The following is a 24,529-nucleotide window of genomic DNA, read 5'->3' on the forward strand; positions in this document are numbered from 1 at the left end:
CTCCGTGCCCACGCGCACGGACCTGCCGCACACACCTGTTACCTGCGGGTACACAAGAGCAGGTCGCGGGCACCGCGGGCAAGAGGTCGACGCCCACAGTTCGAACCCCTCTACGATCGAGCACGTGTGCGCAAACGTGATCGTCGCTGAAGACGACGAGAAGCAGGCCGAACTCCTCCGCCGATACCTCGAACGGGAAGGCCACTCCGTCACCCTCGTCGGCGACGGCCTCGCGGCCCTCGACCTGGTCAGGCACCGGGAGCCGGACCTGCTGGTCCTCGATGTGATGATGCCCCGTGCCGACGGTCTGGACGTGGTGCGTGTCCTGCGCGCGGAGTGCCGGGAGTTGCCGGTACTGATGCTGACGGCCCGCACGACCGAGGACGATCTGCTGCTCGGACTCGATCTGGGTGCGGACGACTACGTGACCAAGCCGTACAGCCCGCGTGAGCTGATGGCCCGGGTCCGTACGCTGCTGCGCCGCAGCAGACGCCCCACCGGCGCCGAACCCGCCGACGCCGCACTGCTGACGGTCGGGGCGCTCGTGGTCGATCCGACCCGGCACGTGGTGTCGGTCGGCGGCGAGGCCGTGGACTGCACGCCCGGCGAGTTCAGGATCCTTGCCGCGCTCGCGGCCGAGCCCGACCGGGTCTTCTCCCGGCAGCAACTGCTCGCGGAACTCCACGGCTTCGACCGGTACATCAGCGACCGGACGGTCGATGTGCACGTCATGAACCTGCGCAAGAAGATAGAACCCGCCCCGCGCCGGCCGGCCCGGCTACTCACCGTCTTCGGCGTCGGATACAAGCTGACGGACCCGGCGAAGGCTGCGACACGTGCGTCGTCATAGCGGAGCGCGTCTCCACGACGGGGCGCACAGCGCCTCCCCCGGCTCCGAGCGGCGGGCGCGGCTGCCGTTGCGCAAGAGCCTCTTCGCCCGGCTGCTGACCGTATCCGCACTGGTGGCGGCCTGTTCGGTGGCTGCCACCGCCTGGCTCGCCGTCCAGACGACGTCCGGCGCGATCCGGCAGGAGCAGGGGCAGAACCTGACCGCCGATGCCCGGATCTACCACAGCCTGCTCGGTTATGCGGCGGCTCATCCCACCTGGGAGGACGTCGGGGGGACGGTGCGTGAGCTGGCCAGGAAGTCCGGCCGGCGGATCGCGCTGACGACGGAGCGGCGCGATCCGCTCGCCGACTCGGCCGACCCGGCGTCGTCGCCCGCCCTGCCCGCGCAGGCCTCGGCGATCGTCGACCCGCTGTCGGTGGACACCGCGCTGGCGGCCGAGACCGCGGGCGCCTCCGGCGCTCCGGCCGACCGGGTCGATCCGCGAGCTGTCGGGCCGTTCCGGCTGCCCGCCTCGGAACGTGCGGAGTTGCAACAGATCGCCGAACGGAACGTGGCCTGCCTCAGCAACTCCGGGATCGCCTCGGACGTGGTCCGCAGCGCGAGCGGTCGCCCTCGGATCCAGGTGGTGGGCAACGACCCCGACCGTCTCCAGGGCACTCGCTGCACCACCGATGCCCTGGACAGTCCGACGGCCACCGAGAAGAAGGCGCTGAAGTCCCTCAACCAGCTGGCCGACGCCTGTCTGAAGCGCCAGAACCGCGTCGGCGTACACCTGAAGCTCGATCTGTCCTGGGGGCAGGCGCCGGAGCCCCGGCCCGCGGAAGTGCTCGCCAGTATGGCGCCGAGCGCGTCGCCCAGTCCCGTGCCGACCTCCCCGCCCACGGCCGTCACGCCCAGCGTCTCTCCGGACACCCGCCCCTCGCCTGCCGTCGGCAACGGCGAGGACGGCCGGGCCATCGCCTCCTGCGTCGGCACGGCCCGTCGTGAACAGCTCGGTTCGTACGTCGCCTCGCCCGCGCTGCTGTTCATCGGCGACACCGGCGGCACCACGGTGCCCGGTTTCGATCTCTCACCGGCCAACACCGCCAGGATCGCGGGCACCGCGGCGCTCGTCCTCGCTCTCACCGTCGGCGCGTCGGTACTCGTGGGCGCACGGCTCGTACGCCCGCTGCGCGCGCTGACGGGCGCCGCCCAGCGGATGCGGGACGGCGAGGACAGCGTGCCCGTGCTGGTCGCCGCGGACAACGAGATCGGGCGGCTCGCCGCCACCTTCAACGACATGTCCGCCCACCGCGCCCGGCTGGAGGCGCAGCGCAAGGCCATGGTCAGCGATGTCGCCCATGAACTGCGCACCCCGCTCAGCAACATCCGCGGCTGGCTGGAGGCGGCGCAGGACGGCGTGGCCGACCCGGACCCGGCGTTCATCGCCTCGCTGCACGAGGAGGCGGTGCTGTTGCAGCACATCATCGACGACCTCCAGGACCTGGCCCAGGCCGACGCGGGCGCGCTGCGGCTGCACCCCGAACCGGTACGGATCGAGGACCTGCTGAACCAGGTCGCCGCCGCACACCAGGCCCGCGCCGACACGGCCGGGGTCGCGCTGACGGTGCTCCCCGCGCCACCGGGCCGCCCGGTCCCGGGGCTGACGGCCGATCCGGTCCGGCTGCGCCAGGCCCTCGGCAATCTGGTCTCGAACGCGGTCCGCCACACCCCGTCCGGCGGGAAGGTCACCCTGCGTCCGTACGGCTCCGAGTCCGGGGAAGCGGTGCTGGTGGACGTCACCGACACGGGCAGCGGCATTCCGCCCGAGGACCTCGGTCATGTCTTCGACCGCTTCTGGCGCGGCGAGAAGTCCCGCAGCCGCCGTACGGGAGGCAGCGGGCTGGGCCTGGCGATCGTACGGAAGCTCACGGAGGCGCACGACGGTTCGGTCACGGCGGTGAGCGTGCCGGGACAGGGGTCGGTGTTCACACTCCGCCTCCCGGCCGACCGCAGTGGCTCGTCCGGGGACGGTTCGACGGAGGCCGGCTCGACCGACGGCCGCTCGACCGACGACCGCGACGGCGCCGGGAGCGGTTCCGAGCAGCCCTGATGCGATGACCACAGCGTTCTGACAGCTTCTTCATATCTTCGGGACAGCCTGTCGGTACGCCTCGCGCCGCGGTGCGATTCCGCATCGCGGCGCCGTCGAGGCCGACCTGGAACGGAGCCATATCCATGTCCCTGCGCTCGTCCCTGCGCACCGTAGTCCTTGCCGCTGTCGCGGCCGGCGCGGTATGCGTCCCCGCCACCTCGGCCTTCGCCGACTCCTCCCCCACCGCCTCGCCCGCGAGGCCGTCACAGAGCGCCACCCCCTCTGTCGTCCCCTCCCGCGCGCCCTCCACCGCGCCCTCCGCCGTACCGTCCGAGGCGCCGCGCGGCGGCGTGGCCGCGGGCGACAGGACCGCACCCGCGGTCCGGCCGGCGACCGTGCCGCGCGGCGGAGTCGCCGCGGGTGAGCACCCGGCCGGCACGTCCGGTGACAACACCGCCGCGGTGACGGGTTCCGCCGTGGCGGCCCTCCTGGTCGCGGGCGCCGGAACGGTCGTCCTGCGCCGCCGCTCCACCGGCCGCCGCAACGGCTGACCACCCCTCAGCCGACAAGCCGGCAGTGGCGCCGTCCTGCATCAGGGCGGCGCCACTGCCGTCGGCCGATCTCTTCTGGAGTCTGTCCTCATGTCCCGCACGCCCCAGTTCCTCCGGCGCACCGCTCTGCCGGTGTACACCTGCCTCGCGCTGACCGCACTGACCTCGCTGACCGGCTGCTCCGACTCCTCCCCGCCGAAGCCCTCGGCCGAGGCCCGGAACACGGAGTCGGCCGCCACGACCGGAACTCCCGCACCCGGCCCGGGAACCGCGTCCGCTTCCGCGAAGTCCGCCTCGCCGCCCGTCCACGTCTCCATCCCCTCCCTCGGGATCAACAGCGCGGTCATGCGCCTCGGGCTCAACCCCGACCGCACGGTCGAGGTGCCGCCCGCCGACAAGGGCATGACGGTCGGCTGGTACACCGGCGGCTCCGTACCCGGCCAGCCGGGCCCCGCCGTACTGATCGGCCACAACGACACCCGCTACGGCCGGGCCGTGTTCCACGACCTCAAGAAGATCGCCAAGGGCGCGGACATCGCCGTCCGCGACGACCGGGGCACCGAGATCCACTTCAAGGTCACCGACCGGGAGACGGCGAGCAAGAAGGCGTTCCCGACCGCGCGGGTCTACGGACGCACCGAGGCCCGTGCGCTGCGGCTGATCACCTGCGACGGTTCGTTCGACGCCGCGGGGCACCCCGTGGACAACCTCATCGTGTACGCCGAGAGGAAGTGACGGAGCAGCCGGTGAGAGGTGTCCGGGAATGACGGGCACCTGATGGACGGCCGGGGGCGGTGCTCCCCGGCACCTGCCGTCTACCCACGTCCGGCGGGCGCAACGGCTCAGCGACGCCGCCGGGGCGGTGGCGGACGACCACGAGCGGGCCGTGGAGGCCGTACGGGCGGCCTGGACGCCGTTGCACCGGGAACTGGCGGACGAGCACCTGAGCAGGCTTCCGGTGGCGCGGCTTCCCTGGGCGGTCAGCGAAAGGCCGGGTGCCGACGAGTGGGAGAAGGGCGGCATCCGGAGCGTGCGGGACGTACTCGACGCCGGGGTGTGGGAGCTGGGCCGGTTGCCGGGGGTGGGGCCCGGGGCGGCCGGGCAAGCGGTTGCCGCCGCGCGGCAGATGTCCGACCTGGCCGACGCCACTCCTGCCGTACGGATCGATCGACTCCGGCCGGCCCGAGCCCCGGACCACGTCCCTGCTGGTCGCCCTGCAGGTACTGGTGGACGGCGGAGCGGCGGCCCGGGATGCCGCGGAGGCGGGACGGGCCCTGGCCGAGCGGCTGGAGCCGCTGCTGGCCGACGCCGCGCCGTGCGGTACCTACCGGGAGATGCTGCGTGCCGGACCCGGTCAGCGCAGGCGGGCCCGCTCGTCCGCGACGCGGCTGCGCAAGGAGTTGGCCGCGGCGGCACGGACCGGCCTCGCGGACCGGTTCGCGCAGGCGTCGGTGGATCTGCTGCGCGGTCAGAACAGCGATGCGGCCGGGCCGGCCGCACGGGTGGACTTCGATGCCCGCTCCGCGGAGTACTGCCGCGTACTCGTGGATGTCACGGGCCACGGCGTCGTGCCGGCGAACTGACCGCGAGGAGCGGGACGGTGTAATACGCCGCCTGCTTCCGGTGGGACTGGGGCGGCCGGATGTGTGCGGGCCGGCCCGGTCCCCCCTCAGTTCGCGCTCCGCCCGCCTGCTTCGCGCAGGTCATGGTCGGCCGCCCGGTCGTGGGCGGGGTCCGGCGAGCCGTCCGCCGCCGGTCTCAGAAGAAGACCCCGCACCGCAGCAGCACATTCGCGTACGGCCGCGCCTCGCCCGTGCGCACCACCAGGCGGGCATCCGCCGTGAGCCCCTTGAGTGCGTCGTGGGAGACGTGGGTGAGGTCCGGGAGGCGTTCGGTCAGGAGCCGGGCCGCCTCCGGGTTGGCCTCCCGGATCTCCTCGGCCGCTGTCGCACCCTCCACCACCAGTTCGTCCAGCAGGCCGTCCAGCACCTGGGCGAACGACGGGACGCCCGCGCGGAAGGCGAGGTCGACGATGCGGGGGCCCGGCGGGATGGGCATGCCGACGTCGCAGATCAGGACGGCGTCGCCGTGGCCCAGCTCGGCCAGGGCTCCCGCGAGGTGACGGTTGAGGATGCCTGACTTCTTCACAGTGCGGAGACCTCTTCCGCGGTGGGGAACGACGCCTGCGCGCCCTCCTTGGTGACGGCGGCCGCGCCGACCCTGACGGCGAAGGCCGCTGCCTCGGGGAGCTCCTCCCCCAGGCCGAGCCGCCAGGCCAGGGCCGCCGTGAACGCGTCGCCCGCACCCGTCGTGTCCACCGCGTCGACCGCCGGGCTCGGGACCCGTACGAAGTCGCCGGTACGGGTGTCGGCAGCCAGCGCGCCCCCGGCTCCCAGGGTGATCACCACCGAGCGGGGGCCGAGCGCGGTGAGCGCCTGGGCCCAGGACTCGGGAGTGGTGCCCGCGTCGCGGCCCAGGATGGAGCGGGCCTCGTGCTCGTTGACCACCAAGGGGTCGCAGGCCGCCAGTACTCCGGCGGGGAGCGGTGCGGGCGGGGACGGGTTGAGGACGAGGCGGGTTCCGGAGGGAAGGGCGCGGGCCGTCTCGGCGACCGTGTCCAGGGGGATCTCCAGTTGGACGGAGACGACCCGGGCGGCAAGAAGCAGTGGGCCCGCCGCCCGGATGTCCTCGGGAGTGAGCCGGGCATTGGCGCCCGGCGAGACGACGATGCTGTTGTCGCCCGACGGGTCGACGGTGATCAGGGCGACGCCCGTGGGCGCTCCGCCGACGAGGACTCCGGTGGTGTCGACGCCCGCCGACCGCTGCGATTCCAGCAGCAGCAGTCCGTGGGCATCGTCGCCGACGCGGGCCAGCAGCGCCGTACGGGCTCCGAGGCGCGCGGCGGCGACCGCCTGGTTGGCGCCCTTGCCGCCGGGGTGGACGGCCAGGTCGGAGCCGAGCACCGTCTCCCCCGGTGCCGGGCGCCGGTCGACGCCGACGACCAGGTCGGCGTTGGCCGAGCCGACGACCAGGAGGTCGAACCGGGCGGGACCGGAGTCCTCGTTCTCGTACATCTGTTGCTACTGCCTTCCGTGGACTGCGTGTTCGGGAGGGGCGGCGTGATCAGGAGGAGCCGCCCGGCCAGGACAAGGCGCCTGGCCGGGAGACGCCCTGACGTCAGGAGAAGTCGGCGACGTTCTGCCGGGTGACGACCTTGACCGGCACCTTCACCGTGCCGGCGACCTTCTTGTCCTCGGCAGCCCGGACCGCGTTCTGCACGGCGATCTTCCCGAGCTCCTTCGGCTGCTGGGCGACCGACGCGTACAGCGTGCCCGCACCGACCGCCTTCAGACCGTCCGGTGTGCCGTCGAAGCCGACCACGGAGACCGACTTTCCGGCCTTGCTGCCGAGCGCCTTGACCGCGCCGAGCGCCATCTCGTCGTTCTCGGCGAAGACACCGGTGATGCCGGGGTGGCCCTGGAGGAGGTTGGTCATGACGTCCAGGCCCTTGGTGCGGTCGAAGTCGGCCGGCTGGGTGGCCACGACCTTGATGCCCGGGTACGCCTTGATGCCTGCGGCGAAGCCCGCTCCGCGCTCGCGGCTGGCGGAGGTGCCGGCGGTTCCCTGCAGGACGACGATGCTGCCCTTGCCGCCGAGCTTGTCGGCGAGTGCCTTGGCGGCGAGCTTGCCGCCTGCCACGTTGTCGGAGGCGACGAGTGTCGCCGTGTCCGCCTTGTTGACGCCCCGGTCCGCGGCGATCACCGGGATGTCGGCCTGGTTGGCACTGCGGACGCCCGGTCCGACCGCGTCGGAGTCCACCGGGTTGACGATGATCGAGTCCACCCCGGAACTGGTGAAGTTCTCCAGCTGGTTGGCCTGCTGCGAGGCGTCGTTCTGGGCATCGGTGACGGTCAGGTCGATCCCGTCCGCCTTGGCCTGCTCCTGCGCGCCCGCCTTCATCTGGACGAAGAAGGGGTTGTTGAGCGTGGAGAGGGACATGCCGATCCTGGTCTTGCCTCCGGAGGAACCGGAGTTGAAGAACGTCACGGCGGCGATGACGGCCGCCACGCAGACCAGTGCGAGACCGGCCTTCATCGCTCCCCTTCGACCCGGTCCCGGTGAACCCGGCGCGCCGGAGGAGCCGCCGGCGGACGCCGCTCCCGAACCGGCCTTGCGGCGCAACGTGTCGAGCAGCACCGCGAGGGCGATGACGACACCGATGACGACCTGCTGCCAGAAGGCGGACACGGACATGAGGTTGAGGCCGTTGCGCAGCACGGCGAGGATCAACGCGCCGATCAGGGTGCCGGAGGCCTTGCCGACGCCGCCCGCGAGGCTGGCACCGCCGATGACGACCGCGGCGATCGCGTCGAGTTCGTACCCCTGCGCGGCCTGCGGCTGGGCGGAGGTCAGACGGGAGGCGAGGACGATACCCGCGACGGCGGCGAAGAGACCGGACAGCGCGTAGATGGCCAGCTTCTGCTTCTTGACGCGCAGTCCGGAGAGCCGGGCGGCCTCCTCGTTGCCGCCGATCGCGTACATGGAGCGGCCGAGGTAGGTACGGGCGAGGACGAGGGCCGTGATCAGCCCCATGGCGATCATGACGAGGACCGGTACGGGCAGCCAGCCGCCGAGCGTGTCGCCGAGTACGGAGACGGAGTCGGGGAACGAGATCGGGCTGCCCTGGGAGATCACCAGGGACAGACCGCGCGCGATCGACAGCATGGCCAGCGTCGCGATGAACGAGGGCAGCTTCCCGTACGCGACGAGGGCGCCGTTGACGAAGCCGCAGGCGATGCCGGTGGCGACGGCGAGGAGGACCGCGAGGACGACGGGCATGCCCGCTGACGTCGCCGACCAGGCGAGGACGGTCGCGGAGAGCGCGGCGACCGAGCCGACGGAGAGGTCGATGCCGGCGGAGACGATCACGAAGGTGACGCCGAACGCGAGGATCGCGGTGACGGCGGCCTGCACACCGACGTTCAGCAGGTTCTGGGTGGTGAGGAAGTCACCCGAGAGCAGCGACATCGCCACCAGCAGGACGACCAGCGCGGTGAGGGCTCCGTTGTCGAGCAGCAGGCGGCGCAGGCTCGGTCCGGCGGCTCCCGCGCCCGCCTTGCTCGGATGAGTGTCAGTGGCCACGGGGGCTCTCCTCGTCGTTCTCGGTGGGTTCGGTCGCGGGGGCGGAGCTGACGGCGAGGGCCATCACGGCGTCCTGGGTGGCGCGGTCGGCGGCGAGTTCACCGGCGATCCGGCCCTGGGCCATGACCAGCACCCGGTCGCTCATGCCGAGGACCTCGGGCAGATCGCTGGAGATCATGAGTACGGCGTGGCCGGAGGCGGTCAGCTCGTTGATGAGCTGGTAGATCTCGACCTTGGCGCCCACGTCGATGCCCCGGGTCGGCTCGTCGAGGATCAGCACCCGGGTGTCCGCGAGCAGCCACTTGCCGATGACGACCTTCTGCTGGTTGCCGCCGGAGAGGGTGCGGACGTGCTGGCCGAGGCCCGCCATCCGTACGCCGAGCTGGTCGGCGATCCGGGCGGCGGCCGTGCGCTGGCCCTTGAGGTCCACGAGTCCGGAGCGGCTCGCCGACCGCAGGGTGACCAGGCCGAGGTTCTCCTGCACGGAGGCGTCGAGCACCAGGCCCTGTCCCTTTCTGTCCTCGGGGACGAGGCCGATCCCGGCGCTCATGGCGGCGGTGACGTCGTGCTTGCCGAGCCGCTCGCCGCGCACATCGACCGTTCCCGCGTCGTACGGGTCGGCGCCGAAGACGGCACGGGCGACCTCGGTGCGGCCGGCCCCGACGAGTCCGGCGAGGCCGACCACCTCACCGGCACGCACCTCGAAGCTGATGTCGTGGAAGACGCCGTCGCGGGTGAGCCCGCGCACGGACAGCAACGGCTCCCCGGCGTCGGCGCGTTCCCGGGGGTACTGCTGGTCGATGCTGCGTCCCACCATCAGCTGGACGAGTTCCGCCTCGGGGGTCGAGGCGGGCACCTGGTCGATGCTGCGGCCGTCGCGCAGGACGGTGACGCGGTCGCCGAGGGCGGCGATCTCGTCCAGGTGGTGGGTGATGAAGACGATCCCGACGCCGTCCTCGCGCAGCCGGCGCACGATCCGGAAGAGCTTGTCGACCTCCTCGGAGGTGAGGACCGCGGTCGGCTCGTCCATGATCAGGACGCGCGCCTCCAGGCTGAGGGCCTTGGCGATCTCGACCATCTGGAGCCGGGCGATGCCCAGTTCACGGATCTTCGCCCGGGGCGAGACGTGCAGACCGACGCGGTGCAGCAGCACCTCGGCGTCGGCTTCCATGCGGCGCCGGTCGATCAGTCCGTAGCGGCGCGGCTGGCGGCCGAGAAAGATGTTCTCGGCGACCGTGAGATCGGGGACCAGGTTGAACTCCTGGTAGATCGTGGCGATCCCGAGCTTCTCGGCGTCCTGCGCACCGTGGATGCGGACTTCCTGTCCCCGGGCGAAGATCCGGCCGCTGTCCGGGCGGTAGGCGCCGGAGAGCATCTTGATGAGCGTGCTCTTGCCCGCGCCGTTCTCGCCGAGCAGGACGTGCACCTCACCGCCGCGCAGATCGAAGTCGACGCTGTCCAGGGCGACCACGCCGGGGAAGGTCTTGCGCACGCCTTCGATGCGCAGCAACTCGACTGACTCGCTCACGCGTTGCTCCTCGGGCCGGATGCGGGCAGGGGCGGCTCGCCGGTGCGCTCGCCGCATGAGCCGCGCACGACGAGACGGGCGGGCAGGGTGACGGACTGCGGGGGCCTGCCCTCGACGATGTCGACCAGCGCGCGTACGGCCGCGCGGCCCAGTTCGCCGGTGGGCTGGGCGATCGCGGTGATCGGCGGTCCCGTGTGGACGAACCAGGGGATGTCGTCGAAGGCCGCGAGCCCGATGTCCTCGGGAACGCGCAGGCCGTGGGCGCGGATGGCGTCCAGGGCGCCGAGGGCCATGAGGTTGTCGGCCGCGAACACGATCTCGGGAGGCCGGGGCAGGGCGAGGAACTGCTCGGTGGCGCGTCTGCCGCTGGCCGCCTGGAAGTCGCCCTGGCCGGTGTAGGCGTCCGGCAGCGCGAGTCCGTGCGCGCTCATCGCGGCCCGGAAGGCCTCGACACGCTCGTTGCCGGTGGTGGTGGCCGCGGGCCCGGCGATGATGGCGAGCCTGCGGTGGCCGAGCGCGTACAGGTGGGCGACCAGGTCCTGGATGGCCCGGTGACCGTCGGCACGTACGACGGGAACGTCCACACCCGGCATCCAGCGGTCCACGAAGACCATCGGGGTGCCGGCGCGTGCGACGTCGTGGAGCAGCGGGGAGTCGCCGTCGGCCGGCGAGACGAGGAGCCCGTCGATCCTGCGGTCCAGGAGTGTACGGACGTGGTGGTCCTGCTGCTCGGGCTGCTCGTCGGCGTTGCCGATGATCACGCTGTAGCCGAGGGCCCGGGCTTCCTCCTCGACCGAGCGGGCCAGGGCGGTGAAGTACGGGTTGAGCACGTCGCTGATGACGAGACCGAGTGTGCGGGTCTGATCGGTGCGCAGCGAGCGGGCGAGGGTGTTGGGCCGGTAGCCGAGGGCTTCGACGGCTGCGAGGACGCGTCCGCGCGCGTCCGGGCTGACGGAGGGATGGCTGTTGAGGACACGGGAGACCGTGGCGACAGAGACTCCTGCCTGGGCCGCGACATCCTTGATGCTCGCCATTTCCGGGACCACCTCCTTGTGGTTTCCGTGCGCCTCGAAACCAGCAGCCAGGGCCGTGGAATCGATTACACGGATGATTGGAATCGATTACATGGCCGAAAACAACCCCCTCCTCGATCTCCGAGACCGGATCGTGATGCGGGACGGGCCGCGGTGGGGTGGGTGACCGGGCGGCCTGATTCACCCGCGCGCGGCTGCGGGACGGGGCCGACGGTCAGCGGCGGGGATGGGCGGCCGGCCCCGGCCTGTGGGGCATGGAGAGCGCAGCCAACTGCAACCAGAGCCACGCCGGGTGCCACGACTCGCGCAGGTAGAAATGAACAGCGAGTGAGTTGGGGCCTGCCCCCGTGCGTTGGGGGTGGGCCCCTCTTGCCGGAAAGGATCACCGCATGTCATTGGCAGAGTCCTGGGATGGGTACGCGGTTGGGAGCAAGCCACGCCGGACCGTGAACGCCAGGGCGAGACGACGTGGCTGAACTGGACTCAGTACGCCGATCACGGGCCGAACGAAAGCGTTCCAGGACTGTCGCCGGACGCCGGGTGCTGCTTCGTTCCCGCACGGCATCGGGTGGCATCCTGGCGTTCTCGCAGCTCCCTGTCGGGGACCAGGACCTCCAACCAGGCAGGGACTGCGGCACATCCACAGCCTCGATGCGTGGGAACACCTCCTCGCAGGCCACGGATTCACCGCTGTGTCAGCCGCCGGAGGGCAGGACCGTGGGCACGGTGCTTGTACGCGCGCCGGCTCCTTGACCGCGCTTGCCTGCCGGGTGCGAGACGAAGATCCGTTTGCACATCAAGCCGCACATCGGCAGCGTGAAGCGGTGCGAGATCACGGATGACACCTTGGACGACCTGTACCGGCTATTGGAGGAGGCCAGGAAGCGCACTGGCTGGTCATCGTCCGGGGTCGGGCGCGCACCCTGAGAAGGTGTCGCCGCGGTGGCGCACCCTGCGCAACCGGCTCGAACGTCCGGCAGCACTCGCCGGGCTGCACCATGGCCTGATACAGCCCCTCACGCATGGACGGAGCTGGCGCCGGCCGGCCGCCTCCGGAGCCGGTCTCAGTCTGTCGTCCCCGGCCTGACCTGGGGATTTGCTCTGCCGCTGGTCACGTGGTTGGTCGCGCCACAGCCTGAGAAACAGAAAAACCCCAGATGAACTGGGGTTTTTACTGGTGGTGTCCGAGGGGGGACTTGAACCCCCACGCCCGATAAAGGGCACTAGCACCTCAAGCTAGCGCGTCTGCCATTCCGCCACCCGGACTGGGTGATCAGCCGCGGTCTCCCGCGGCGACAAAGAAAACAATACCAGGGGTTCGGGGTCCGTCTCACCTGCATATCCGGTGGTCAGTGCGCTGGTCAGCGGGGTGCGGGGCGATCGGGGAGACGATTTGGGCGACGCACCCCGCCTTCGCGCACGGTCCGTCGTCGGTCACGTACGCACGGTGTGCCCGGAGGGTCGGCGGCGGGGTCCCCGGGGGCGCGGGCGGGGCGGGTTACGTTCGCCGGCATGAGTGATCGCGGCTATCGGCCACCCCGCGCGCTGTCACCGTTGCGTGAGCATCTGCGCGAGACCTTCTGGTTCGCTCCGACCCTGACACTGGTCTGCGCCATCGCCCTCTGGTTCGCCGCCTCGGCGCTCGACGAGCAGCTCGTCGCCTACCTCCAGGACGAACGGGCGTACGACGAGGTCAAGGACCTGCTCTCGATCGCCGAGGACACCAAGACGATCGTCGTCACGATCGCCTCGGCGATGATGACCTTCATCGGTGTGGTCTTCAGCATCTCGCTGGTGGCCGTGCAGATGGCGAGCGGACAGCTCACACCCCGGGTGGTACGGATCTTCGTACGGAGCCGGATCAGCAAGCTCACGCTGTCGGTGTTCCTGGCGACGTTCGTGTTCTCGCTGCTGGTCCTCAGCTCGTACGAGAGCGAGACGGACCCGCGCCGGGTGGTCTCCGTGCCGTTCCTGCAGAGTGTGCTGACCGCCGCGCTCGTCGGGCTCAGCCTGCTGCTCTTCATCGCGTATGTGAGCTCGACGCTGCGACTGATGCAGGTCGGCCCCGTCGTCGACCGCATCACCCGGGATTCCTTCCGGGTGCTGGGGCGGATGCCTGGCGGCCTGCCTCAGGAGGGGCCGCTCGCGGCCGAGACCGGGCGGCTCGTGCACGAGGGGCGGGCCGGGGTCCTGCGGGACGTGAACGTGGCACGGCTGGTGCGGGCAGCCCGGCGCCAGGGCGTCGTTCTCCGGCTGATCCCGCGGCTCGGGGACTTCGTCGTGCCGGGGACGCCGGTGCTGGCGGTGCACGGCGGGGCCGCGCCGCCCCGGCGCGCGCTGCGGTACACGGTGTCCGTCGGGGTCGAGCGCACGCTGCACCAGGATCTGGCGTTCGGGCTGCGCCAGCTGTCGGACATCGCGCTGCGGGCCCTCTCGCCGGCCGTGAACGACCCGACCACCGCCGTGCAGTGCCTGGACCGGATCGTGCAGTTCCTGGCAGCCCTCGCGGACCTGCCCCTCGGCGCCGCCCACCACCGGGACCGCAAGGGGGTCGTACGGCTGGTGCAGGACGTGCCGGGGTGGGCGGATCTGGTGGATCTCGGCTTCGAGGAGATCCGGCGGTGCGCGACGGGCAGTCCGCAGGTCACCCGGCGGCTGCTGGCCGGGATCGACGATCTCCTGCTGCTGACGGCGCCCGAGCGGCAGGGGCCGCTGGTCCGGCACCGTACGCTGCTGATTCAGGCGGTGGAGCGCACGGTGCCGGACGCGGACGAGCGGGAGTTCGCGCTGCTTCCCGACCGGCAGGGGATCGGGTGAGCCGGACTCCGCCTCTACGGCATCAGGTGGTAGTCCGGGAAGTTGCCCGGCAGGCGCTCGCCCGGCGGGCCCTCGGTCACGGCGCGGACCAGGAGTTCACCGCCGACGAAGGCACCGCGCCACGAGCCGCCGAAGCCGCCGAAGAGCTCCTCGCGGTCGCCCCGGGAGCGCGGCACGCCGTGGCCGACCTTGAACGCGCGGATCTGGGGAGCCAGCCTCTCGTACGTAGCGGGGTCGTCGGTCGAGAGGGTGGCGACCAGGGCCCCGTTCGAGGCGTTCATGGCGGCGAGGAGCTCCGCCTCCGTATCGACCAGGACGATCGTGTCGACCGGGCCGAAGGGCTCCGCGTGGTGGAGCGGGGAGGACGGCGGCGGGTTGAGGAGCGTGACCGGGTGGAGGTAGGCGGAGGTGTCCTGGCCCGGAAGGAAGTGGCCGTCCGCGGGAGATGCGCCGGCGCGGTGCAGTGGGACCGCGCCCCGGTCGATCGCCTCGGCCACCTGGTCGGCCAGTTCCTCGGCCTTGGCCGCGTTGATCAGTGGGCCGAAGTCCAGGGCGGGAAGCGGATCGGCCGGGTCCGCCACGGCGAGGGGGTGGCCCACGCGCAGGGCGCGGACCGCCGGGAGGTACGCCGCCAGGAACGCGTCGAACGCGCTGCGCTGCACGACGAAGCGCGGGTAGGCGGTACAGCGCTGCTTCCCGTAGTCGAAGAGCTTCGGGACGACGGCGCCGAGCGCGTCCCAGTCCGTGTGGTTCCAGATGCCCCAGGTGTTGAGCCCCTCCTGTTCGAGGATGTGCCGTTTACCGAGGTCGGCCACGGCGGTGGCGATACGGGCTCCGGTGTCGCGGCCCCCGACGAAGGAGACGCAGCCGATCTCCGGTGAGCGGACCAGGGCCTCGGAGAGTTCGCCGCCACTGCCGCTGACGAGAGTGAGAGGGACGCCCTCGCGGGCGGCGAGCGCACAGGCCAGGGTCAGACATGCGACGCCGCCGTCGGTGGGGGCCTTCGCGATCACGGCGTTGCCGGCGAGTGCCTGCACCAGCATCGCGTGGACCAGCACGGACATGGGGTAGTTCCAGCTGGCGATGTTGGAGACGGGTCCCGGGAGCGGGGTGCGGTCGGTGAGCATCCGGTCGATGTTGTCGACGTACCACCGCACCCCGTCGATCGCCCGGTCGACATCCGTCTGGGCGAGACGCCATGGCTTGCCGATCTCCCAGACGAGGAGGAGGGCGAGCAGTTCACGGTGTTCGGTCAGGGCGTCGAGGGTGGCCGCGACGCGGGCGCGGCGCTCGGGGAGGGGGATGTGCCGCCAGGCGCGGTGCTGGTCGAGGGCGGCGCGGACCGCGTGCGTGGCGGTGGGGGCGTCGAGTCGGGGCGGTCCGGCGATGGGGGTGCCGTCCACGGGGGTGGTGACGGAGAGCACCCGGCCGTCGCGCTGCCAGGTGGCTGCCCAGAGGTTCAGGACGCGGTCGTCCTGGAAGGCCTCGGGGGCGGCGGCGAGGCAGCGGTGCCAGGCGTCCTGCCAGGCTGTGCCGGGTTTGAGGGCGAGGGTGGTGCGGGGTGTGGGTGTGGTGCCGGAGGTCATGGGGTTCTCCGCTCTCGGTGCACAGTCGGGGCGGCGGATGCGGTGGGGAGGAGTGCGGCGGGGTGCGGCGGGCCTTGTCCCCTCGCCCGCCCTTCCCGTGACCGGGGCTCCGCCCCGGGCCCCGCCCCTCAATGGCCGGAGGGGCTGGAGTGGGGGGCGGGACCGGGAAAGCGCAGGCTGGAAGAGCGGGACGGCTGGGGCGTGAGTCGCGTTCGGGTCAGGCGGGCTCGGGTCAGTATCGCTGTTTCTGTGGGAGTGGAGCCGACTGACACTCCCGCCGCCTCCAGCGCACGCTGAGGCAGCCGGGCCGGCCGCGGGTGCGGGACATCGCCCCGAATCCGCAGCCGAACAGCCGGGAAGTGGTCTGGCGGCCACGTCCTTCACACCACGACGTCGGGCCTCCCCGCACATGTGCGGGGAGGCCCGACGTAAGGGGCCCGACGTGGTCGGGCCCGCCGATGGTGCTACTTGCGCAGCGCTGCCATGCCCTCGTAGCTGATCCGCGCCTGCTTCAGGGACTGCGCGAGGTCCGTCGAGCTCGGTGCGGTGTCCTGCTCGACCATCGGGTTGCGGTAGTTCGCCTCCCCGACGCGGCGGAAGAAGGTCCGGTAGTCGATGACCCCGGTGCCGAAGGGGACCATCTCGTAGCCGTCGCCGTTGGTGGTGCTGACCACGCCGTCCTTGGCGTGGAACAGCGGGTAGCGCTTGTTGTGGCGGCGGACCAGTGCCGCGGGGTCGAAGATGTTCTCCCGCTGCGATCCGTCGTGCGCGGTGTAGCCGTGGAACTTGTACTGGGCGACGTGTGCCCAGAAGATGTCCATCTCCAGCCATACGGTCTTCGGGTCAGTGACCTTGAGGAAGTACTCGAGCTTGCGGATGCCGGAGCTGCGGGTGGGCCGTCCCTGTGCGTCCAGCGGGCCGCCGTCGAGCAGGAAGCCGTAGGCCGCGTCGTGGTTGTGGGTGTACAGCTTGATCCCCGCACGACGGGCGATCTGCCCCATCGCGTTCCACTTGTCGGCCGCCACGTCCCAGTCGGCACGGTAGGCGCTGCCAGTGGGGTCACCACCGGTACCCATGTGGTCCATGCCGAGGATGTTCGCTATTTCGAGGCTCCGCTTGAACTGGTCCAGGTCGCTCTGGCTCAGCGGCCAGGACGAGGGGATGAAGCCGTGGTTGCCCTGGGCGCGCAGGCCGTAGTCGTCCAGCCAGGAGCGCAGCAGCTTCGCGCCCGCCACCGTTTCGAGGTTGTTGCCGCCGGGTGCGTTGGCGTGCTGGCCGAACCCGGCGAACTCGACCTGCTTGTAGCCGTACCGGGCGAGCTCCTTGAACACATCGCGGAAGCCCGAGGGAAGGCTGGTGCTGAGCGGATCGCGGCCCGTGGCGTCGCGCACGGTGTACAGGATGATCCCTCGCTTCGCCGCCGGGACCAGAGCCTGGCCTTGGCCGTGACCGTGGTTGTGGTCATGGCCGTGGCCCTGGTGGGACGCGGGCTGGGCGAAGGCCGGCGATGCGCCGAGTACGGGCGCGGCGATCGCCGTTGCCGCAGCGGCGGTGCAGGTGCTGAGGAAGCGGCGGCGGTTGACGCCGAGGGTGCGGCGCAGGGCGCTGTCCGTTCCGGATTCGTCGTTGTACTCGGTCACGGTCTCTCTCTTTCTCGAAGATGCGCACAAGGCTGTGCACGGACCGATCTCATGCGAGGCCGGCAAGCGTGAGGAGCAGGGACTTCACTTCGGTGGCCCGGACGGGGCCGGTGAACGCGTGGGGGGTGGAGCAGAGGATGAGCGGACCTTCTTCGTCGCTCAGGGGGAGGCGGCCGTGGCTGCCCCGGATAGGTGACGGGTCCAGGGGGACGACCGCCATGCGGTAGCGCATCCCGAGCTTCTTGCGGGCGACCGCGGTGGCCGCCTTGACCCGGACGTACGGGTCCTGGGGGTCCAGGAAGAGTTCGACGGGGTCGTAGCCGGGTTTGCGGTGGATCTCGACGAGCTGGGCGAAGTCGGGCGCGCGGTCGTCGTCGAGCCAGTAGTAGTACGTGAACCAGGCGTCCGGGTCCGCGACGGCGACCAGTTCGCCGGAGCGCGGATGGTCGAGTCCGTGTGCCTTCTTGCCCTCGTCGTCCAGGAGCTGCTCGATGCCCGGGAGGTCCGCCAGCGCTTCGCGGGCCGCTTCGAGGTCCTCGGGGCGGCGTACGTAGATGTGCGCGATCTGGTGGTCGGCGACGGCGAAGGCCCGGGAGGTCATCGGGTCCAGGTACTCCATGCCGTCCTGGGTGTGCACTTCCAGGAGGCCGGCGCGGCGCAGCGCGCGGTTGATGTCGACGGGCCGCTCCACCCGGGTGATGCCGTACTCGGACAGGGCCACGACGGTGCGGCCCTCGCGGCGGGCGTCGTCCAGGAGCGGGGCGACGGCACGGTCGAGGTCGGCCGCGGCCTTGAAGGCGCGCGGGTCGTCGGGGCCGTAGCGCTGGAGGTCGTAGTCGAGGTGCGGGAGGTAGCAGAGGGCGAGGTCGGGGTGGCGGGTGTCGAGGATGTGCCGGGTCGCGTCGATGATCCACTGCGAGGAGACGAGGTCGGCGCCGGGGCCCCAGAAGTGGAAGAGGGGGAAGGTGCCGAGTTTCGCGGTGAGTTCGTCGTGGAGGGCCGGCGGGCGGGTGTAGCAGTCGGGTTCCTTGCGGCCGTCGGCGTAGTAGACGGGGCGGGGGGTGACGGTGAAGTCGGTGTCGGCGCCCATCGCGTACCACCAGCAGATGTTGGCGACGGTGTAGCCGGGGTGGGCGCGGCGGGCCGCGTCCCAGAGCTTGTCGCCCTCGACCAGCCCGTTGTGCTGACGCCACAGGAGGACGTCGCCGAGTTCGCGGAAGTACCAGCCGTTGGCGACGATGCCGTGTTCGGCGGGGGTGGTGCCGGTGAGGAAGGTGGACTGGGCGGCGCACGTCACGGCGGGGAGCACGGTGCCGAGCGGTGCGTGGGTGCCGGTCCGTCCGAGGGCCTTGAGGTGCGGCATGTGGTCCAGGAGGCGGGGGGTGAGCCCGACGACGTCGAGGACCAGCAGCGGGGTGGGTGAGCCGTCCGTCCCGGCGGTCGTCCCTGCGGTGGTCATGGCAGCTCCTTGAGGCCGAGGTCGACCAGGAGGTCGCGGGCGAGGGTGAGTTCGGCGGCGATGCCGTCGGCGAGCTGGGCGCGGGTCCGGGGGCGCAGTTCGGCCGGGAGCGCCTGCCAGGTGTACGTCTCGACCTCCAGGTGCCGGGTGAGCGGCTGCGCCCCGCCGACCAGCCGGTTCAGCGTGGACCGGAGTACGGGGAGGGTGGAAGCGAGCGGTGGTGCGGGTGGGGCGTGCAGCGGGACGTGGAAGTGGGCGCGCCACGGGGCGCTGTCGGGCAGGGTGTCGCCGGTGACCGCCTCGTCGAGGTCGTCGGTGCCGCGCGGTCCCGCGGCGGTGGAGACGCGGGTCTGGTGGAGGAAGCGGGGTTCGGCGAAGGCGGCGAGCGCGGTGCGCACCTCGGGGAGGTGGGGTTGTTCTGCGTGCAGGGCGGCGGAGAGCTGTGCCTTGACGGGCGGGACGCCTGCGGCGGCGAGCGCGTCGAGTGCGCCGTCCGGGTCCTCGAAGGAGGTGGCGAGATGGCAGGTGTCGATGCAGATGCCGATGCGTTCGTGGCCGATGGCGGTGAGGGGTGCGATGGCGTCGGCGGTGGTCTCGACGGTGCATCCGGGTTCGGGTTCGAGGCCGATCCGGATGGACTTCCCGGTGAGTTCGGCCAGCGCGTCGAGGCGTTCGCCGAGGGTGGTGAGCGCGGCGAGCGCGGTGCGGGCCGCCTCCGGGTCGCCCGTGTACGGGGTGCGCCAGGCGATGGGCAGGGTGGAGATGGTGCCTTCGGTGACGTCGTCGGGGAGCAGGGTGACGAGGAGCCTGGCGAGGTCGGTGGTGTGGGCGAGCCGTTCGGGGTCCGTCCAGTCCGGCTTGTACACCCGGTACTTGACCTCTTCGGCGCCGAATCCCTCGTAAGGGAAGCCGTTGAGCGTGACGACTTCGAGTCCCCGGTGGTCGAGTTCGGCGCGCAGGGAGCGCAGTTGCGCGGGGTCGTTGACCAGGGTGCGGGCGGCGTCCCTGGCGAGCCAGAGGCCGATGCCCAGACGGTCGCGTCCGAGCCGTTTGCGTACCGGTTCGCAGTGGTCGCGCAGTTGGGCGCGGACGCCTTCGAGGGTTTCGGCCGGGTGGACGTTGGTGCAGTAGGCGAGGTGGACGACGGTGCCGTCGGAATGGCGGAAGCGCATGGCCTCACTCCCCGCCGCGGAGGATGGAGTTGCCCTCGTGGAGCGGTTCCGGGTCGGCGGTGTCCAGGTGGAGGCGGCCGCTCTGGCGGTAGAAGGCGACGGGGTTGCGCCACAGGACCTGGTCGACGTCGTCCTCGGTGAAGCCGGCGGCCAGCATGGCGTCGCCGACGCCGCGGGTCTTCAGCGGGTCGCTCCTGCCCCAGTCGGCGGCGGAGTTGACCAGGACCTTCTCGGTGCCGTGGAGCTTGAGGACGGCGACCATGCGGTCCTCGTCCATCTTGGTGTCGGGGTAGATGGAGAAGCCGGCCCAGCAGCCGCTGTCGAGGGCTTCCTTCACCGTCGTCTCGTTGAGGTGGTCGAGCACGACCAGTTCCGGGGCGAGGTGGGATTCGCGGACGACGTCGATCGTGCGGCGCAGCCCGGCGAGCTTGTCGCGGTGCGGGGTGTGGACGAGGGCGGGCAGCCCGTGGTCGGCGGCGAGCTGAAGCTGGGCGGCCAGCGCGGTGTCCTCGGCCGGGGTCATGGAGTCGTAGCCGATCTCGCCGACGGCGACGACGGAGTCCTTGACGAGATAGCGCGGCAGGGCGTCCAGGACGGGGGTGCAGCGGGGGTCGTTCGCCTCCTTGGGATTGAGGGCGAGGGTGCAGTGGTGCGCGATGCCGTACTGGGCGGCGCGGAACGGCTCCCAGCCGAGCAGCGCGTCGAAGTAGTCGAAGAAGCTGCTCGGCGAGGTGCGGGGCTGGCCGAGCCAGAAGGAGGGTTCGACGAGGGCCCGGACCCCGGCGTCGTACATCGCCTGATAGTCGTCCGTGGTGCGGGACGTCATGTGGATATGGGGGTCGAAGATGCGCATCAGGACTCCTCCGATGGGGCCGTTGGGGCCGTGGGGGCGGCGGGACCGGGGGCAGCGGGACCGGTGGCGGTGGTGGTGGAGCCGGGGGCGCTCGGGCCGGGGGCCGTGAGGGCGAGTACCCGGTGCAGGTCGGCGGGGACGGGGCGGCCTGCCGCGATGCGCTCGGCCGCGTAGTCGCCCAGCATCCGGGCGAGTTCCGCGTCGCCGCGGGACCGCCGGGCCAGCTGGTCGACGGCGGCGACGGGGACACCGGTGAAGAGGCATTTGAGGACGGCGTGGCGCCAGTTGTGCGGATCGAGATGCTCGCCGGCGTACGGGCCGACGGCGGCGGCGATCAGTGTGGTGTCGTTGGCGCGCAGAGCGTCCTCGACGAGGGCCAGGGCGGTGGCGCCGAGGTCCAGTGCGGGCAGTACGAGCAGGACGGCGCGCCGTTCGGCGGCGGTGCCCTGTTCGTAGAGCCGGGTCGCGGCGGCCAGTCCGGCGCGGGCCTCGATGAGCAGCAGGGCGCGTACGGAGTCGGCGTGTTCGAGTCCGCAGTGGCGGCCCGCTGCGGCGTACCGCAGTTCCCACGAGGGGACGGCGTACACGTTGCGGGAAGGTTCGGCGTCCGGATGGGCGGCGGCGTGGGCGGCCTCGGCGAGTGCTTCGTCGAGCCAGGCGCGTGCGGCGCCGCCGAGCTGCGCGTCGAGCTCCTTGCGGGTCAGCAGCGGGGCATCCGGCGAGGTCATCGGCATGGCGTTGCTCCCTTCCGGGGTCTAGTGGCTCGACGGAGCGTGCTTGCGGAGGAACTCGATCGAGCTCTGGGCGAGTTCGGGGCCCGCGTGGGAGTGGCGGGGCAGCTCGACGACGGTGAGTCCGGCGTATCCGGTGTCGCCGAGGGCGTCGAGGGCGGCGAGCACGGGCGGGAAGTCGATCTCTCCCTCGCCGAAGGGGAGGTGTTCGTGGATGCCGCAGCGCATGTCCTCGATCTGGACGTGTCGCAGCCAGGGGGCCGCTTCGCGTACGCAGTCGACGGGCGAGGCCTGCTCCAGGCACTGGCAGTGGCCGATGTCGAGGGTGAGTCCGAGCGGTTCCGGGTCACCGCACAGCGCGCGCAGGTGGTGGAAGTCGGAGAGGTGGCTGAGGAGATGTCCGGGCTCGGGCTCGATGGCCAGCGGCACACCCGCTCGTTCCGCGGCGTCGAGGACCGGAGCGAGGGCGCCGGTCAGCCGCTCCCAGCCGGTGTCGGGAGCGGTGCCCAGTGGCATGACCCCGCTGAAGCAGTGCACGGCGTGGGCGCCGAGCTCGGCGGCGACGCCGACGGCCCGGACCAGCAGCCCGGTCCGGGCGGCCCTGGCCTCGGGGTCCGGGTCGAGCAGCGAGGGGCCGTGCTTGCGGCGCGGGTCCAGGACGTAGCGGGCCCCGGTCTCCACGGTGACGCCGAGACCCAGCGCCTGGAGCCTGGCGGCGGCCTGCCGGGTGCGGGCGAGGAGGTCCGGGCCCATCGGATCGAGGTGCATGTGGTCGAGGGTCAGCCCGACCCCCTCGTAGCCGAGGTCCGCGAGGAGTGCGAGGGCGTCGCCGAGGCGGAGGTCGGTGAGTCCGTTGGTGCCGTAGCCGAGGCGGATCGTCATGTGGGGCTCACCTTCCGGGCGAGACTGCGGGCGAGCGGGACGAGGCCCATGACGGCGAGCGCCGTGCCGGACGCGCCGGACCGGGCGGCGAGGGCGGCCTGGAGCGGGATCATCGCCCGGATACCGCTGCCGACGGCGCGCTGGGTGAGCGGCGGCGACGGGTTGAGCGCGGCGTGGACGAGCGGGCGGGCGGCGGTGCGGAGGTAGGCGCCGGTGAGCGCGGTGAGCAGGAGACGGGCGGGGGCGCTCGCTCCGGTGCGGGCGCGTGCGTTCGCGGGGGCGCCGCCTCCGGCACGGGAGCCGGGCGGGGCAGTGCCGCCGCCGCCGGCAGGCAGCGCCGCGTCGGCCTCTCCCCGCCGCTCCCGCACCGCGACGCCGCCGAGCGCGACGACCGCTCCGAGGGCGGCGAGGGGTGCGGTGGTGGAACCGCCCTGTGCCTCATGGCGCGAGACGGCGGTGACCGCGTAGGTGTGCGCCGTCAGCAGGGCGGCGGCGGGCAGGGCCGCGGGCAGCGCGGCACGGGCGGAGGCCGTGGTGGCCGGACCAGTGGCGCGGGTGGAGTGCGCGGCCGTCGCCGTCGCCGTCGCGCCCAGCAGCAGGTCCAGGCCGCGGGCCGCCGCCATGGCCGCCGGGCCCGCCGGGGTGTGCTTCAGGCGGAGGTCGTACGCCCAGACCGTCGCCGCGAGGCCGGTGGCCACCGTCAGGGCCGGGCGTCCCGCGCGGGCGGCGAGGGCCAGGCCCGCCGCGGTCAGCGCACCGGCCGCGACGAGCGCCGCGCGGGGCGTGATCCGGCCTGAGGGGATCGGGCGGTGCGGGCGGTCCACGGCGTCCTCGTCGCGGTCGGCCCAGTCGTTGAGGGCCATGCCCGCCTCGTACAGACAGAGCGAGGCGCCGACGGCGAGGGCGGTGGAACGGTTGGGGCGGCGTCCGAGAGCCGCCGCGCCCGCCAGCGCGTCGCCCGGCACGGTGAAGAGTGCGGAGACCCTGAGCAGCTCCGCCCAGGCGCGCACGGTCACTTCTCCCCCCGCAGCCGCTCCGCGAAGGCGAGCAGCGCCAGGTACTGCGCGGACAGTGCGGCAGGTCCGCCGTCCGGGTCCTTGAAGTAGAAGCCGAGTTCGGGGCGCGGGCCGGTCAGGCCCGCCTCGTGGGCGCGGGCCAGCAGCCGTGCCAGGTCGAGCACCAGGGGCGCGGCGAGTGCCGAGTCGCACCCCTGCCAGGTGGTCTGGAGCACCATGCGCGCGCCGAGGAAACCGTCGAACGCGATGTGGTCCCAGGCCGTCTTCCAGTCGCCGAGTGCCGGCACGTCGTCGATGTGGACCTCGCCCTCGGGGGCGGAGCCGAGCGTGTCGGCCAGGACGCGTTCCTTGCCGGCGTTCTTCGCGGCGGCCGCGGCCGGGTCGGCCAGTGCCGCCCCGTCCCCGCCGCCCAGCAGATTGGTGCCGGACCAGGCCCGTACCGGCAGGGCCCGCTGCACGAACATCGGGGCGAGCACGGAGCGCAGCAGGGTCTGGCCGGTCTTGCCGTCGCGGCCCGCGTGAGGAAGGGCGCAGGCCGCGACGGCGGTTTGGAGGGCGGGGGTACGCAGCCCGGTGGAGGGGGTGAAGTTGACGTACGGACAGCCGGCGCGGAGCGCCGCCGCGGCGTAGAGCGAGCTGGCGGGCAGCCGCTGCGCGCCGGGCGCGGGCGTCGGCTCGGTGGAGGCGACGTTCACGACGACGGTCCTGGCCAGGCCGTTGCGGCGGCCGAATCCGGTGATGTCGGCGGCGAACGCGGTGACGAGCTCCTCGTCCGTGCGGGTGTCGCCGGGGAGCGGTCCCCCGGGGCGGATCTCCGCGTCGGCCGCTGCGAGTTCGGACTGCACGGCGGAGGGGAGCCCGTGCGGCAGCACTCCCCCGGCGGCGAGTACCTCGGCCCGTTTGGGGAGGGGGCAGTCCAGGGTGTCGTGTCCGCCGAAGACGAGCGAGGCCACGGGTGGCAGACCGCTCTCGGCGAACGGCGGGGTCTCGGTGACCATGCCTGCGGCCGGGTGGAGGCCCGCCGCGACCGCTGCGCACCCCGCCGTGGCGGTGGTGGCGACGGAGCCGCGTGCTCCGATGAACCAGACTCCGGTACGAACGGCGTGTGCTGACACGGGCTGCCTCCCTGGCTGGGGGTCCTGGCTGGGCAGAGCTGGTGGCGCTGTGCACGGGGAGAAGGGGGCTGCGGACGGC

The 24,529-nt window shown here is 72.2% G+C and carries 20 protein-coding genes and 1 tRNA gene; 6 read left to right on the forward strand and 15 right to left on the reverse strand.

The features are described from left to right. The first annotated feature begins 124 nt into the window (after window positions 1-124). The 5 genes from OG322_RS03720 (at window position 125) to OG322_RS03740 (ending at window position 5,058) form a co-directional block, all read left to right on the forward strand. The gene (locus tag OG322_RS03720; protein ID WP_185095495.1) at window positions 125-850 is read left to right on the forward strand and encodes a response regulator transcription factor; all 726 of its coding nucleotides are present in this window, start codon (window positions 125-127) and stop codon (window positions 848-850) included. Then, entirely contained in the window at window positions 837-2,942 is a 2,106-nt protein-coding gene (locus tag OG322_RS03725; RefSeq protein ID WP_443066524.1) for a sensor histidine kinase, read from the forward strand. The genes OG322_RS03720 and OG322_RS03725 overlap by 14 nt, the downstream gene beginning before the upstream one ends. A 125-nt stretch (window positions 2,943-3,067) precedes the next feature. After that, complete coding sequence (locus OG322_RS03730; protein WP_123464215.1) at window positions 3,068-3,475, forward strand: hypothetical protein; 408 nt, start codon at window positions 3,068-3,070, stop codon at window positions 3,473-3,475. Window positions 3,476-3,565: 90 nt separating this feature from the next. Next, window positions 3,566-4,210, forward strand: coding sequence for a class F sortase (locus OG322_RS03735; RefSeq protein ID WP_123464213.1), 645 nt, complete (start codon window positions 3,566-3,568; stop codon window positions 4,208-4,210). Window positions 4,211-4,584: 374 nt separating this feature from the next. Next, a complete protein-coding gene (locus tag OG322_RS03740) occupies window positions 4,585-5,058 on the forward strand; it encodes a hypothetical protein (RefSeq protein WP_124285663.1) in 474 nt (157 codons plus the stop codon). A 175-nt stretch (window positions 5,059-5,233) separates the two neighbouring features. Here the strand turns inward: OG322_RS03740 and rbsD are convergent, their stop codons facing one another. The 6 genes from rbsD to OG322_RS03770 form a co-directional block, all read right to left on the reverse strand. After that, window positions 5,234-5,623: a D-ribose pyranase gene (rbsD, locus tag OG322_RS03745; protein ID WP_124285662.1), complete on the reverse strand. Its 390-nt coding sequence runs from the start codon at window positions 5,621-5,623 to the stop codon at window positions 5,234-5,236. After that, complete coding sequence (locus tag OG322_RS03750) at window positions 5,620-6,549, reverse strand: ribokinase (RefSeq protein ID WP_329306033.1); 930 nt, start codon at window positions 6,547-6,549, stop codon at window positions 5,620-5,622. The genes rbsD and OG322_RS03750 overlap by 4 nt, the downstream gene beginning before the upstream one ends. 103 nt (window positions 6,550-6,652) lie before the next feature. Next, window positions 6,653-8,617 carry an ABC transporter permease/substrate-binding protein gene (locus tag OG322_RS03755; RefSeq protein ID WP_123464203.1) on the reverse strand — a complete coding sequence of 655 codons (1,965 nt, stop codon included), beginning with the start codon at window positions 8,615-8,617 and terminating at the stop codon, window positions 6,653-6,655. Then, window positions 8,607-10,202 (reverse strand): sugar ABC transporter ATP-binding protein, encoded by a 1,596-nt coding sequence (locus OG322_RS03760; RefSeq protein WP_398912077.1) that lies wholly within the window; start codon window positions 10,200-10,202, stop codon window positions 8,607-8,609. The genes OG322_RS03755 and OG322_RS03760 overlap by 11 nt, the downstream gene beginning before the upstream one ends. Next, window positions 10,142-11,179 carry a LacI family DNA-binding transcriptional regulator gene (locus OG322_RS03765; RefSeq protein WP_123464199.1) on the reverse strand — a complete coding sequence of 346 codons (1,038 nt, stop codon included), beginning with the start codon at window positions 11,177-11,179 and terminating at the stop codon, window positions 10,142-10,144. Before OG322_RS03765 ends, OG322_RS03760 begins: the two co-directional genes overlap by 61 nt. Window positions 11,180-12,357: 1,178 nt before the next feature. Next, window positions 12,358-12,445: transfer RNA gene (locus OG322_RS03770), tRNA-Leu, on the reverse strand. Between the two features lie 246 nt (window positions 12,446-12,691). Here OG322_RS03770 and OG322_RS03775 point away from each other — a divergent pair. Continuing rightward, the gene (locus OG322_RS03775) at window positions 12,692-13,996 is read left to right on the forward strand and encodes a DUF2254 domain-containing protein (RefSeq protein ID WP_123464197.1); all 1,305 of its coding nucleotides are present in this window, start codon (window positions 12,692-12,694) and stop codon (window positions 13,994-13,996) included. 14 nt (window positions 13,997-14,010) lie between these two features. Here OG322_RS03775 and OG322_RS03780 read toward each other — a convergent pair whose 3' ends face one another. From OG322_RS03780 to OG322_RS03820, 9 genes are all read right to left on the reverse strand, one after another. Then, a complete protein-coding gene (locus tag OG322_RS03780) occupies window positions 14,011-15,582 on the reverse strand; it encodes an aldehyde dehydrogenase family protein (protein ID WP_266410638.1) in 1,572 nt (523 codons plus the stop codon). Window positions 15,583-16,046: 464 nt separating this feature from the next. Next, on the reverse strand, window positions 16,047-17,222 hold the full coding sequence (locus OG322_RS03785; protein ID WP_329306034.1) for a sugar phosphate isomerase/epimerase family protein: 1,176 nt from the start codon (window positions 17,220-17,222) through the stop codon (window positions 16,047-16,049). A 49-nt stretch (window positions 17,223-17,271) separates the two neighbouring features. Beyond that, window positions 17,272-18,681, reverse strand: coding sequence for a nucleotide pyrophosphatase/phosphodiesterase family protein (locus OG322_RS03790; protein WP_123464191.1), 1,410 nt, complete (start codon window positions 18,679-18,681; stop codon window positions 17,272-17,274). Then, window positions 18,678-19,853, reverse strand: coding sequence for a metabolite traffic protein EboE (gene eboE / locus OG322_RS03795; RefSeq protein WP_123464190.1), 1,176 nt, complete (start codon window positions 19,851-19,853; stop codon window positions 18,678-18,680). The genes OG322_RS03790 and eboE overlap by 4 nt, the downstream gene beginning before the upstream one ends. Before the next feature lie 4 nt (window positions 19,854-19,857). Then, complete coding sequence (locus OG322_RS03800; RefSeq protein WP_329306035.1) at window positions 19,858-20,706, reverse strand: TatD family hydrolase; 849 nt, start codon at window positions 20,704-20,706, stop codon at window positions 19,858-19,860. Continuing rightward, window positions 20,706-21,434 (reverse strand): EboA domain-containing protein, encoded by a 729-nt coding sequence (locus tag OG322_RS03805; RefSeq protein ID WP_329307702.1) that lies wholly within the window; start codon window positions 21,432-21,434, stop codon window positions 20,706-20,708. Before OG322_RS03805 ends, OG322_RS03800 begins: the two co-directional genes overlap by 1 nt. A gap of 27 nt (window positions 21,435-21,461) precedes the next feature. Beyond that, complete coding sequence (locus OG322_RS03810) at window positions 21,462-22,319, reverse strand: sugar phosphate isomerase/epimerase family protein (RefSeq protein WP_123464186.1); 858 nt, start codon at window positions 22,317-22,319, stop codon at window positions 21,462-21,464. Next, window positions 22,316-23,335 carry an SCO3242 family prenyltransferase gene (locus OG322_RS03815; protein WP_329306036.1) on the reverse strand — a complete coding sequence of 340 codons (1,020 nt, stop codon included), beginning with the start codon at window positions 23,333-23,335 and terminating at the stop codon, window positions 22,316-22,318. Before OG322_RS03815 ends, OG322_RS03810 begins: the two co-directional genes overlap by 4 nt. Further along, window positions 23,332-24,450 (reverse strand): inositol-3-phosphate synthase, encoded by a 1,119-nt coding sequence (locus OG322_RS03820; protein ID WP_329306037.1) that lies wholly within the window; start codon window positions 24,448-24,450, stop codon window positions 23,332-23,334. Before OG322_RS03820 ends, OG322_RS03815 begins: the two co-directional genes overlap by 4 nt. Window positions 24,451-24,529 lie beyond the last annotated feature (79 nt).

The organism is Streptomyces sp. NBC_01260 (assembly GCF_036226405.1).
Taxonomy (GTDB): domain Bacteria; phylum Actinomycetota; class Actinomycetes; order Streptomycetales; family Streptomycetaceae; genus Streptomyces; species Streptomyces laculatispora.